Here is an 11737-nt window from a genome sequence, read left to right as displayed (position 1 = left end):
TTTGCTGAATTCTCACAATAAATCTTGTTTCAACCATAGGCTCATACACTGTTTCACCTATGTCTGTGAGATCTCCCGCGGTAAGACATATCACTTTCATTCCATATATCCGCATCATCTACACCCTGATCTCCGTATAGCTTTAGGACTTCGCTTTGTATGGCAAGCTCATCCAGATCAGCTATGCCTTATATGATGTTCGTGTTCCTCGGACCGGAACTTTGCCGCAGGCTTCCTTCAGATTCCACCTCACGATGGACACCCTTGCCTTTGGCTAATGATAGGTAGCTATAAACCCCCATAACGGACTTGCACCGTCAAGTGATATGCCATGCACGGCACACCACAAAAAAAGCCGTCTAAAAAAGACGACTTTTTGAAATTATATATAACAAAAAACTTATTTCTTAAATTTCTTGTACTTATTCTTAAACTTGTCAATACGCCCGGCACTATCAACCAATTTGGTTTGCCCGGTGTAGTATGGGTGAGATGTTCTCGAGATCTCCAACTTGACAAGTGGATACTCTGTACCTTCTACTTCAATAGTTTCTTTAGTGTTCGCGGTAGATTTAGTAATGAATACATCTTCGTTAGACATATCTTTAAATGCTACTAATCTATAATTTTCCGGATGGATTCCCTGCTTCATCGCTTTAGTTCTTTTAATTTTCGAGGTGCAAATTTAAGTAATTCCATTATATAAACAAGGGATAGACAAAAATATTTTTAATTCTTATGCAATGTAACGTTTTGCTATATTTGCTTACTAACCGGTATAACTAAACAATCTTAAAATATGGAAAATTCTACTTCAAAAGTTTCACCCGGTAAATTTGGTGCAAATTATGGCCTGGTATTAGGAATTATATTAGTCTTAATTTCTATTATAATGTATGTCACGGGTATGGCCCTAGAAGGCAAGCAATGGCCTATGTATATTTTTTATTTTATATTTCTAGTCGTTATAGTTTTAGCAATTAAAGGATATAAAAAAAATAACAATAATTTTTTAAGCCTAAGTGAAGCTTTAAAAACCGGCGTCTCAGCAGCAGTAATTAGTGGCCTTATTTATTTGGTTTACAACATTTTATTTAATTATGTTATTGAACCTAATTTTGCTGAAGATATGATTGAAGTAGCCCGGGATAATATGAATGAAATGGGAAACCTAACGGATGATCAAATAGAAATGAGCTTACAATGGATAAAATGGGTTTCTAATCCATTCCTGGGAGGTGCTATTTGGCTAGGGTTTAGTGCATTTTTTGGTCTAATTTATTCTTTAATTGCCGGTCTAATTATGAAAAATAAGAACCCACAAGACGTCTAATACATGCAGATTTCCGTCGTTATTCCTCTTTTAAACGAAGAACAATCTTTAACTGAATTATATAATTGGATCGCAAAAGTAATGCGATCCAATTCCTTTTCACACGAAATCATTTTTATAGACGACGGCAGTACAGACGATTCCTGGAAAACCATTGAAGCCCTGGCAGAAAACGACCATGCGGTTAAGGGAATAAAATTTAATAGAAACTACGGAAAATCCCAAGCACTTCACGCCGGTTTCTTACGCGCCCAGGGCGATGTGATTATCACTATGGATGCCGATCTACAGGACAATCCCGAAGAAATTCCCGAACTATACAGGATGGTTACCAATCAAGGCTATGACTTGGTTTCGGGCTGGAAAAAGAAACGCTACGATTCTGTCGTTTCTAAAAATATCCCTTCAAAGATTTTCAATGCTGCGGCGAGAAAAACTTCTGGAGTCAAACTTCACGATTTTAATTGCGGACTTAAAGCTTACAGACAGGCAGTGGTGAAAAATATTGACGTGTATGGCGAAATGCACCGTTATATCCCGGTTTTAGCGAAAAATTCGGGGTTCACTAAAATTACCGAAAAAGAAGTTCAACACCAGGCCCGTAAATACGGAAAAACAAAATTTGGAGCCGAAAGATTTATTAACGGCTTCCTCGACCTTTTAAGCATTTGGTTTCTTTCTAAATTCGGCCGCAGGCCTATGCATCTTTTTGGAGCTTTAGGAGTGTTAATGTTTATTTTCGGTTTTCTTTCGGCCGGTTGGATTGGGATTTCCAAACTCTACAAACTTTATCACGGCCTGCCCAATGTTTTGGTGACTTCTAACCCCTGGTTTTATATAGCCCTTGCGGTAATGATTATTGGTTCGCAATTATTTCTTGCAGGTTTCCTGGGTGAGCTTATTTTACGCTCTAAACGTGAAAAAGAACGCTACCTTATCAATAAAACCACGCCAAATTTATAATGCCATTAAGGCATTAATCCTTATTTTTGTTTCTCAAAACTTATAATTATGGCTAGAAATAAACCAGAAATCCTGGCTAAGGCTAAAACCTGGCTGACTGATATATTTGATGTAGACACGCATAAAGAAATTAACCATCTTATTGAAAACAATCCGGTAGAACTGGAAGAATCTTTTTATAAGAATGCAGCTTTTGGAACCGGTGGTATGCGCGGAATTATGGGTGTAGGCACCAACCGAATTAATAAATATACCCTTGGAAAAAACACCCAGGGACTTTCTAATTTGCTGAAAACTGAATTTAAAGGTGAAAAATTAAAAGTTGCGATCGCATACGATTGTAGAAATAACTCCAAAGAACTGGCACAAATGGTAGCTGAAGTATTTTCGGCTAACGAGATTGAAGTTTATTTGTTTTCAGAATTAAGGCCAACCCCGGAGCTTTCTTTTGCGGTAAAATATCTTGATTGTCACGCGGGGATTGTACTTACAGCAAGCCATAATCCGCCGGAATATAATGGTTATAAAGTTTACTGGCAGGATGGTGGCCAGTTGGTTCCGCCACAAGACACCAAACTCGTTGATATCATCAATAATTTAGAATACGATGAAGTTAATTTTAAAGCAAAACCGGAATTTATTCATACAATAGATACCGAAGTTGATAAAGCATTTCAGAAAGCTTCAGTAGAAAACGGAAGTTTTAACACTGAAGCTTCGGCAAAAGATAATTTAAATATTGTTTTTACTTCCCTGCACGGAACGGCCTGTAAAACCAATCCTCAAATTTTAGAAAAAGCAGGTTATAAAAATGTATTTCTTGTTGAAGAACAAAAAGAGCCTAACGGAAATTTCCCAACGGTTAAATCACCAAATCCTGAAGAACCGGAAGCATTAAAAATGGCGCTTAAATTAGCCGAAGAGAAAAATGCCGATATTGTTATTGGTACCGATCCGGATGGGGACCGGTTGGGCGTGGCTGTTCGTGATTTAAACGGCGAAATGATTCTGCTTAATGGTAACCAAACTATGTTGGTAATGACCTGGTTTTTGCTGGAACAACACAAAAAACAGGGAAAACTATCAGCTAATTCTTTCGTAGCTTCTACCATAGTTTCTACCCCAATGCTTAAGAATATCACCGAAGATTTTAGCACCCAATACCACGAAGTTTTAACCGGATTTAAATGGATCGCTAAATTGATTAAAGACAACCCAGACCTTGATTTTGTTGGAGGAGGTGAAGAAAGTTTTGGTTTTATGGTAGGCGATTTTGTGCGTGATAAAGATGCGGCCACCGCTACCCTACTCGCCTGTGAGATCGCAGCCCAAATGAAAGCCGAAGGAAGTTCTTTCTACGAGCAACTTTTAAAACTTTACACCCAATACGGTCTTTACCGCGAAGAACTTATTTCTTTAGTAAAAAAAGGTATTGAAGGTGAGGCAGAGATCAAGCAAATGCTAATTGATCTAAGGGAAAACCCATGGCAGGAAATTGATGGGGAAAAAGTAGTGCTTATTGAAGATTATCACACCTCTATAGCAAACAACCTGCAAGATAAAATTGAAGAAGAGATTAACATCCCAAAATCTAACGTGCTGATTTATTATACAGAAAACGGGACAAAAATCGCTGCAAGGCCAAGTGGTACGGAACCAAAGATCAAGTTTTACATTAGTGTGAATTCAGACCTGGATAAAGTAGAAAATTTTGATGCCGAAAACGCCAAACTGGCCGAAAAGATAAAGCGCATTAAAAACGAATTACAACTGGGCTAAGCGCTCTAATCTATGACCTATTTAAAGAAGATTCTTCAGTTTGCAAAACCCTACAAGCGTTTTGCAATCCTCAATATTATAAGTAATATTTTTTACGCGCTTTTTAGCACCCTGGCGTTTATTTCATTTATACCAATGCTCAGGGTACTTTTTCAGGAAGAAGAACCAATTAGCACTAAACCGGTATGGGATGGTGAGTTTAGCGGCTTAAAAGATTTTGCAAACGATTATTCCAACTTTTTCCTTAATCAGCAAGTAGAACAACACGGGCAACTTGCTGCTTTGGTAAGCATTTGCATTACTGTAATTGTACTTTTCTTTTTAAAGAATCTTTTTAATTATCTGGCTTTATATTTTATTGCCAACCTTAGAAACGGGATGCTTAAGGATATTAGAAACCGCATCTATGATAAAATTGTAGAATTGCCGGTTTCCTTCTTTTCTGAAAAACGGAAAGGAGATTTTATTTCCAGGATTACCAGTGATGTTCAGGAGATTCAGACTTCGTTTTTAAGTATGCTGGAACTTTTTGTAAAAGAACCGCTTACGCTGATTTTTACGCTGGTAGCTATGATCGCGCTTAGTCCGAAACTGACGCTTTTTGTGCTGGTATTTTTACCGCTTTCGGGATTACTAATTTCTTCGATTGGGAAAAAATTAAAATCACAATCTACCCAGGCACAACAGGAAAATGCGAATTTTCTAACTATTGTTGAAGAGTCACTTTCCAGTTTAAAAATTATTAAAGGTTTCAATGCTGAAGAAAAATTCAAAAAGAAATTTTATGATAGTACCGGCCGTTTAAACCGAATTTTAAACACGCTTTTACACCGCCAGAATTTAGCTTCCCCAATGAGCGAGTTTTTAGGAGTGGTGGTAATCACGATAATTTTATGGTTCGGTGGAAGAATGGTCCTAATAGATAATACTATGGACGCTTCTACTTTTATAGGATTCCTGGTATTAACTTATAATATTCTGACTCCGGCAAAAGCGATTTCAAAAGCCACTTATTCTATTCAAAAAGGAAATGCCAGTGCCGAAAGAATCCTGGAGATCCTGGAAACCGAATCTACGATCCAGGATGCTAAAAATGCAATAAAAAAGGAGAGTTTTGAAAATAGCATTGAAGTTGAAAATATCAACTTCAGGTACGAAAAAGAAAACGTGCTCAAGAATTTTTCTATGCAGGTAGAAAAAGGAAAAATGGTTGCACTTGTTGGCCAATCCGGTAGCGGAAAATCTACCATCGCAAACCTGATTACTCGTTTTTATGATGTTAACGAGGGCGATATTAAATTAGATGGACACAATATTAAAGGTATTACCAAAAAATCTCTTAGAAATTTAATGGGTCTCGTTACCCAGGATTCTATACTTTTTAATGATACGGTTAAAAATAATATTGGATTAGGAAAAGACAATGCAACCGAAGAGGAAATTATTGAAGCACTAAAAGTAGCTAACGCCTGGGAATTTGTAAGAGAGCTCCCTAAAGGCCTGGAAACAAATATTGGAGATAGCGGTAACAAATTAAGTGGCGGACAGAAACAGCGGCTTTCTATTGCGCGTGCCGTTCTTAAGAACCCGCCTATTATGATTCTTGACGAGGCTACCTCTGCCCTGGATACCGAAAGCGAAAAACTGGTACAAAAAGCCCTGGAAAATATGATGAAAAACAGGACTTCTATAGTTATTGCGCATAGATTATCCACTATTCAGAACGCCGATAGAATTATTGTACTTCACCGAGGCGAAATTGTAGAACAAGGAAAACACCTGGAATTACTCGCTCAAAAAGGAACCTACCAAAAACTGGTAGAAATGCAGTCTTTTGATTAAGTCACAAAAAAAAGCTGTCTGAGAAAATCTCAAACAGCTTTTATGAATTTTTAAAGAATATTACTTTATAAAATTAACTCCCCGTTTTCAAGGGCTTCATCTATATTAGCGCTAATCGTAGTATGGGTTCTAAAGAATTTGCTTCCATCTTCTCTTTGTAATTTCACAGTAGTTTCACCAGCATCGTTTGTTTCAACGGCAGTTACTTCTACCCTTTTCCCATTCAAGCTTTTATAGTTAGCAATTCCACCTTTTTTAATGATGAAATTAGCCTTAGGTAAATCTAAAGATTTAAAAGCCTGATTTTTAGTTTGATTAATCACTAATACATCTCCTACCCTTACCGGTTCGGTTTGGTTCTGTGCCTCTACTTGAAAGGCTAATAATAACATAATCGGAATTATTAATAAATTTCTCATAGTAAAAATTTTTATTTAGCAAAAATATACATCTTATTTTGCTAATACACAATTTCATAGCACTTTTAGCATAATTTTCACAGGTTCACTTTTGGGTATAAAAAAAGGATGAAGTAAACTCCATCCTTTTTTAAAATTACTCTCATTGTGGGGCAATTAAGAATAATAGATTTAATTCGTTTTCATTTTGGGGCAAAAAAGATTAAATCATTTTGATAGTGTAAATATAGATCAGAGAAATCAATTAACCAAATAAAAAGTGTATTTTAACTGATTTTTATGCATTTTATCGATAAAAAAAATTTCAGCGATAATCAAGAACTGCCTCAAATTCTTTTACATACTGACTTTAAGAAGAATAAAGTTTTAACTACCTTTGGCTTCCGCTACACGGGATTCCACATGAAAATTAAGACAAGTATCCCTTTGAAAACGTCCGAAGATCTACTTATTAAACGCTTGCAAGATAAAAAGACTTCTTCTGAAGCTTTTAAGGAACTGTTATCATTATATAAGGAGCGTTTATATTGGCACATTCGTAACATGGTGAAAGACCATGAAGATGCCCATGATGTGCTTCAGAATACCTTTATCAAAATTTTTAGAAATATTCATAATTTTAAAGGAGAAAGTAAATTGTTTTCCTGGATGTATCGCATCGCTACCAACGAATCTATAAGCTTTTTGAATAAACGCGCTAAACGCAATCATATCACTTCAGAAGATTTACAGCAACAACTAATTTCAAATTTAGAAAGCGATGTTTATTTTGAAGGAGATAAAATTCAGTTAAAATTGCAAAAAGCAATTGCTAGTCTCCCGGCCAAACAACAACAGGTTTTTAATATGAAATATTTTCAGGAATTAAAATACCGGGAGATGTCAGAAATTCTTGAAACCAGTGAAGGAGCGCTAAAGGCTTCCTACCATCACGCGGCTAAAAAAATTGAGGAATACTTAAAAACCAATTAAACCTTTTGTACTTTTCATAGTCAAATAAGCAAATGAAGAAAGAAAAAATATCATATAATCAAAAGTCAGGCTTTAAAACCCCGGAAAACTATTTTGAGGGTTTAGAAGATGAATTGTTAGATATGGTGAAGTTTTCAGAAACTCTGGAAGAAAAGAAATCTGCCGGTTTCACTACACCAAATGGATATTTTAATGGCCTTGAAGATGAAATTCTTGAAAAAGCAACCAAACCCGAGCCAAAGGTTAGAAAATTATTTACCAAAGAAGCTTTTCTTTATGCAGCCAGTATCGCCGCAATTGTAATTGCTTTTGCAAGTACTTTTTATATAAACCCTGAAACTCAAACCAGCTGGGAAGACCTGGAACTTTCAGTGATGGAAAATTATATAGACGATAATAATATAGATTTTTCTACCAGTGAAATTTCAAATTATATTTTTCAGCAAGGATATATTATTGATGATGCCGATCTAAATACGGTTAATTCTGAAGCAATGCGGAGTTACCTTGACGAAAATTTAGAAGATCCACTTTATATTTTAGATAAAGATTAATATGAAAAACCTACTTATAATATTATTAATGTTTTCCGGATTGTGGCAAATGCAATCACAACACCGGGATGAATCTCATAGAGAGAAAATCAAAGAATTAAAAACCGCTTTTTTCACCCAGGAATTAAACCTGGACAAACAAAAAGCCCAAAAATTCTGGCCAATTTATAATGAATACGAGTCTGAATTACACGAATTAAGAAAACGGGAGCATAGAGACCTTCCTAATTTGGAATGTATTTCTGAAGATGAAGCCGAAGAAATGTTAGATGAATATGTTACAATAGAAAAGCAGGATTATGTTTTAAAACAAAGGCTTTTCAATGATTTGAAAGAAATAATGACCGCACAGGAAATTATTAAGCTTCATAAACTGGAAGACGAATTCCATAAAAAATTGATTAAAGAATACCGATCCAGAAAAGATCGCGAAAATCAGGAAGAAGAATAAGTTAACTTTTGAAATTCCCGATTAAGAAATAAAAATCTCACCTGGTGAGTCTTAAAATTTAGTTTTTTGGTTAGTTAGTAGTTAGTTAGCATCCCGGTAGGTTTAGATCTTCCGGGATTTTTTTTATCTAAAAGTGAGCTTAGCAATTCTTCCTTTTCCAGCAGCATAAGCCACTGAGTCATTTTTAAATCTTAATGTATAAAAACCTTCATTAGAAAGTTCTTCCCAGCTTTTCCCTGAATCTTTAGAAATCGAAATTCCGCTAAAACCGGTTGCGATTATTTTTTCACCCTCACTATTCGGAACAAAACGAACACTGCTTTTATAACCGGGCTCTTCACCATCTGCTATTAATTCCCAGGTTTTTCCGGCATCTTGTGTAATTGCTTTATTTCCGGTATTTCCTTCAGGATTGGTATAATCTCCCCCGATAATAATTCCGGAATTTTCGTCATAAAAATCTATACTATATCCGCCGGTTGTGGCTTCCCCATCTATTAAGGGAGTATTATAAACTTCCCAGGTTTCTCCTTTATCTGGAGAGAAATAAATCCGTGATTTCATTCCACCGGTTAAAATCCAGGTGCTTTCTCCTTCCATAGCAATATTAGAATTACTGGCTGCAAAAGCGGCTTCTCCTTCCATCACTCTCGGCAATATATCGCAGTTTAATTTTTCCCAGGTTCTTCCGCCGTCACGGGTGATTATTATAGAAATACAATCATCGGTTGGATCGCCCATCGCAATTCCCTCTTCATTATTCCAAAAAGCCATGACATCGTAGAAGGCTTTTTCGTGCTCTTCTTTATAGACCAATTCCATTGCCCCGGAATCTCCCGTTTTATATAGTAAAGCAGGACTTCCCACGCTCAACATAAAAAAATCGTTATCTGTTGAGGCCACTGCCCTGAATTCAGGATTTAGTGTATCGTATTTTTGAGTATTGGTTCGCCAGGTTTTGTTATCAAAATTATACATCCCAAAAGTGGCATTATTGGCAGCAAAAGCCAGGTTGTTTCCAATAATCTCAATTGCTCTAATACTCAACGAATCATTTTCAAGAATAGGTTCTATTTCTACTGAAGAATAATCTATTTCTGTAGTAGTTGAGTTTTCTTTTTCAGCTTTTTCTTCATTTTTACAGGCACTAAAAATTACAAGAAGACATAACGGTATAATTCTATTCATAAGTTGGATTTTAAACATTTTGGTAGAAAACACTTCGGTACAAACCTAAAAAAGGCTTTTCTGGAAAATATATTATGATTTCGAGACAAGACTTATAGTATTTAATCTAGGTATCGAATCAAAGATAAATTTTTCCGCAGCAAAATAGCGCATTGTAAGCCTATAAAGCATTCGAAAATCAATTATTTAAAATCAAGCAGGCCTTAAAGTAATTAAACCTCTATTGTCGACTAAAAAAATTACCTTTGCAAATTCAAAATTTAGTTATGCGGTTACACAGGAATTTGGTTTTTGCTACCATAGATGCCTTAAATGAAATTTTCAATAATAATAAATATGCCGATAAGGTTATCGAGCAAACCCTAAAGCGCGATAAACGTTGGGGTTCTCGCGATCGTAGTTTTATTGCTGAAACCGTTTACGATATTGTTAGATGGAAAAGGCTTTATGCTGAAATTGCTGAAGTTAAAGAGCCCTTTGATCGAGAAAACCTATTTAGATTATTCACCGTTTGGGCTACCTTACGTGGTATTGCCTTACCAGACTGGCCGCAGTTTGCCGGCACCCCTACGCGTAGAATTAAAGGAAAATTTGATAGCTTAAGTAAAATTAGAAAATACCGTGAATCTATTCCAGATTGGATGGATGAATTGGGTGTAAGAGAACTTGGCGAAAAAGTTTGGGATAAAGAAATCTCCGCGCTAAACCAACAGGCGCCCGTTATTCTTAGAGCCAATACATTAAAGACAACCAAAGATAATTTACGCAGCGTTCTTAAAGGGGAAGAGATTATTTCTGAACCTATAAAAGGGTATAAAGACGCTTTAAAACTGGAAGAACGCGGTAACGTTTTTAGAACCCAGGCTTTTAAAGATGGTTTTTTTGAAGTTCAGGATGCTTCTTCGCAGTTAGTGGCCGAATTTCTCGAAGTAGAACCCGGAATGCGCGTAGTAGATACTTGTGCCGGTGCCGGTGGTAAAACACTTCACCTGGCCGCTTTAATGGAAAATAAAGGCCAGATTATCGCGACCGATATCTACGGAAATAAACTTAAAGAATTGAAGCGCCGGGCAAAACGTGCCGGGGCTCATAATATAGATCCTCGTGCTATTGATACCACGAAAGTAATCAAAAAACTCTACGGAACTGCAGACCGCGTTCTTATAGATTCCCCTTGTAGCGGACTCGGAGTTTTAAGCCGAAACCCTGACGCGAAATGGAAACTTCAGCCAGAATTTATAGACAATCTTATAAAAACCCAGGCCGAAATTATTGAAACCTATTCCCGAATTGTTAAACCTGGCGGAAAAATGGTTTATGCAACCTGTTCGGTTTTACCTTCTGAAAATGAAAAGCAAGTTGAAAATTTCCTGAAGAATACTGAAGAAGGAAAAAAATTCAGAATACTTAGGGACCAGAAAATACTTTCTTCTGAAACCGGTTTTGACGGATTCTATATGGCTCTTTTAGAGAAAAAAGCTTAGGGTTTCTACCCAAATTTTTTGAATAATTCAATTTCAGGGGAATTCCTTCTATTTTCCCTGAAATTGATTCTCAATGAAAATTACTACTTTTTATTTTTCCTAATACTTTTTTATTCCTTTTCAGAAGACAATACTTCAGTTCCTGATGATTGGCCGGAAGAAAATAATTTTTCTGAAGAAATCCTCTTTTCAGAATATGTAGAAGGTACTTCTTTCAACAAAACGCTTGAAATGGTAAATCTTACCGGAAAAATATATAAACCTGGAAGCTGAGGCTTATTCAATTATAAAGCAGTCTAACTCCGGCGATTGGATGGGTGAAGTCTTACTTGAGGGTGAATTGGCACACGAAGAAACTTTTTTGATAGGAAATGAATCGGCTCCTTTTTCTGGAACTATTTCAGAATCTAATCAATTAAAAACTGGGACTCCAATATATTTTAACGGCAACGATCCTGTAGGACTCTTTAAGGATGATGAATTAATAGATGTTATTGGGCATTTCAATAACGACGAAGATTTTGCCAAAGAAGAAACCAAACTGTAACAGAGCCTCCCTTGGAATACAATCCCGATGACTGGGAATTTCTGGATATAGATACTGGGGATGGGCTTGGTGGATTAAGATGAATTTTACCCATTTACCTCTTGAGAGGTTTTTTTACACCTCAAAGGTTTAAAAACTACTCAGACCAAAAAGGTTTTGTTAATCTTCCAGGAAGTCACTCCCGCCTGCTCTTTCTATCTAAAAA

At 36.2% G+C, this 11737-nt stretch carries 13 protein-coding genes; 10 read left to right on the top strand and 3 right to left on the bottom strand.

The window, feature by feature from the left end:
• Positions 1–400: 400 nt before the first annotated feature.
• Positions 401–652 (bottom strand): type B 50S ribosomal protein L31, encoded by a 252-nt coding sequence (locus tag B5X53_RS13200; RefSeq protein ID WP_072876379.1) that lies wholly within the window; start codon positions 650–652, stop codon positions 401–403.
• A gap of 147 nt (positions 653–799) precedes the next feature.
• Between B5X53_RS13200 and B5X53_RS13195 the strand changes: the two genes are divergently transcribed.
• The 4 genes from B5X53_RS13195 to B5X53_RS13180 are packed head-to-tail and all read left to right on the top strand — an operon-like array spanning position 800 to position 5917.
• Positions 800–1333 (top strand): DUF4199 domain-containing protein, encoded by a 534-nt coding sequence (locus tag B5X53_RS13195; RefSeq protein WP_079713689.1) that lies wholly within the window; start codon positions 800–802, stop codon positions 1331–1333.
• A 3-nt stretch (positions 1334–1336) separates the two neighbouring features.
• Positions 1337–2296: a glycosyltransferase family 2 protein gene (locus B5X53_RS13190; RefSeq protein ID WP_079713688.1), complete on the top strand. Its 960-nt coding sequence runs from the start codon at positions 1337–1339 to the stop codon at positions 2294–2296.
• 48 nt (positions 2297–2344) lie between these two features.
• Positions 2345–4075, top strand: a complete 1731-nt coding sequence (locus tag B5X53_RS13185) for a phospho-sugar mutase (protein ID WP_079713687.1) — start codon at positions 2345–2347, stop codon at positions 4073–4075.
• A gap of 12 nt (positions 4076–4087) precedes the next feature.
• Entirely contained in the window at positions 4088–5917 is a 1830-nt protein-coding gene (locus B5X53_RS13180) for an ABC transporter ATP-binding protein (protein ID WP_079713686.1), read from the top strand.
• A gap of 65 nt (positions 5918–5982) precedes the next feature.
• Here the strand turns inward: B5X53_RS13180 and B5X53_RS13175 are convergent, their stop codons facing one another.
• The gene (locus B5X53_RS13175) at positions 5983–6336 is read right to left on the bottom strand and encodes a hypothetical protein (RefSeq protein ID WP_079713685.1); all 354 of its coding nucleotides are present in this window, start codon (positions 6334–6336) and stop codon (positions 5983–5985) included.
• A 426-nt stretch (positions 6337–6762) separates the two neighbouring features.
• On the opposite strand from B5X53_RS13175, the gene B5X53_RS13170 reads away from it, so the two are divergent.
• From B5X53_RS13170 to B5X53_RS13160, 3 genes are read left to right on the top strand one after another with little or no spacing between them, the layout of a single operon-like run.
• Entirely contained in the window at positions 6763–7308 is a 546-nt protein-coding gene (locus B5X53_RS13170) for an RNA polymerase sigma factor (RefSeq protein WP_079713697.1), read from the top strand.
• 32 nt (positions 7309–7340) lie between these two features.
• The gene (locus B5X53_RS13165; RefSeq protein WP_079713684.1) at positions 7341–7862 is read left to right on the top strand and encodes a hypothetical protein; all 522 of its coding nucleotides are present in this window, start codon (positions 7341–7343) and stop codon (positions 7860–7862) included.
• Position 7863: 1 nt separating this feature from the next.
• Positions 7864–8313: a hypothetical protein gene (locus B5X53_RS13160; protein WP_079713683.1), complete on the top strand. Its 450-nt coding sequence runs from the start codon at positions 7864–7866 to the stop codon at positions 8311–8313.
• Between the two features lie 123 nt (positions 8314–8436).
• Here the strand turns inward: B5X53_RS13160 and B5X53_RS13155 are convergent, their stop codons facing one another.
• Positions 8437–9501 (bottom strand): WD40/YVTN/BNR-like repeat-containing protein, encoded by a 1065-nt coding sequence (locus B5X53_RS13155; RefSeq protein ID WP_079713696.1) that lies wholly within the window; start codon positions 9499–9501, stop codon positions 8437–8439.
• Positions 9502–9767: 266 nt separating this feature from the next.
• On the opposite strand from B5X53_RS13155, the gene B5X53_RS13150 reads away from it, so the two are divergent.
• From B5X53_RS13150 to B5X53_RS13140, 3 genes are read left to right on the top strand one after another with little or no spacing between them, the layout of a single operon-like run.
• Positions 9768–10985 carry an RsmB/NOP family class I SAM-dependent RNA methyltransferase gene (locus tag B5X53_RS13150; RefSeq protein ID WP_079713682.1) on the top strand — a complete coding sequence of 406 codons (1218 nt, stop codon included), beginning with the start codon at positions 9768–9770 and terminating at the stop codon, positions 10983–10985.
• 18 nt (positions 10986–11003) lie between these two features.
• Complete coding sequence (locus tag B5X53_RS13145) at positions 11004–11258, top strand: hypothetical protein (protein ID WP_079713681.1); 255 nt, start codon at positions 11004–11006, stop codon at positions 11256–11258.
• Positions 11259–11298: 40 nt separating this feature from the next.
• Positions 11299–11532, top strand: a complete 234-nt coding sequence (locus B5X53_RS13140) for a hypothetical protein (RefSeq protein WP_079713680.1) — start codon at positions 11299–11301, stop codon at positions 11530–11532.
• Positions 11533–11737 lie beyond the last annotated feature (205 nt).

The organism is Salegentibacter salinarum, from assembly GCF_900168115.1.
Taxonomy (GTDB): domain Bacteria; phylum Bacteroidota; class Bacteroidia; order Flavobacteriales; family Flavobacteriaceae; genus Salegentibacter; species Salegentibacter salinarum.
The sequence above is the reverse complement of the archived record's forward strand: the minus strand, read 5'-3'. Positions and strand labels throughout refer to the sequence as shown.

Bases quoted from the DNA above. Each gene is read 5' to 3' on its own strand.
- B5X53_RS13200 (WP_072876379.1), bottom strand. From the start codon at position 652: ATGAAGCAGGGAATCCATCCGGAAAATTATAGATTAGTAGCATTTAAA.
- B5X53_RS13195 (WP_079713689.1), top strand. From the start codon at position 800: ATGGAAAATTCTACTTCAAAAGTTTCACCCGGTAAATTTGGTGCAAAT.
- B5X53_RS13190 (WP_079713688.1), top strand. From the start codon at position 1,337: ATGCAGATTTCCGTCGTTATTCCTCTTTTAAACGAAGAACAATCTTTA.
- B5X53_RS13185 (WP_079713687.1), top strand. From the start codon at position 2,345: ATGGCTAGAAATAAACCAGAAATCCTGGCTAAGGCTAAAACCTGGCTG.
- B5X53_RS13180 (WP_079713686.1), top strand. From the start codon at position 4,088: ATGACCTATTTAAAGAAGATTCTTCAGTTTGCAAAACCCTACAAGCGT.
- B5X53_RS13175 (WP_079713685.1), bottom strand. From the start codon at position 6,336: ATGAGAAATTTATTAATAATTCCGATTATGTTATTATTAGCCTTTCAA.
- B5X53_RS13165 (WP_079713684.1), top strand. From the start codon at position 7,341: ATGAAGAAAGAAAAAATATCATATAATCAAAAGTCAGGCTTTAAAACC.
- B5X53_RS13160 (WP_079713683.1), top strand. From the start codon at position 7,864: ATGAAAAACCTACTTATAATATTATTAATGTTTTCCGGATTGTGGCAA.
- B5X53_RS13155 (WP_079713696.1), bottom strand. From the start codon at position 9,501: ATGAATAGAATTATACCGTTATGTCTTCTTGTAATTTTTAGTGCCTGT.
- B5X53_RS13150 (WP_079713682.1), top strand. From the start codon at position 9,768: ATGCGGTTACACAGGAATTTGGTTTTTGCTACCATAGATGCCTTAAAT.
- B5X53_RS13140 (WP_079713680.1), top strand. From the start codon at position 11,299: ATGGGTGAAGTCTTACTTGAGGGTGAATTGGCACACGAAGAAACTTTT.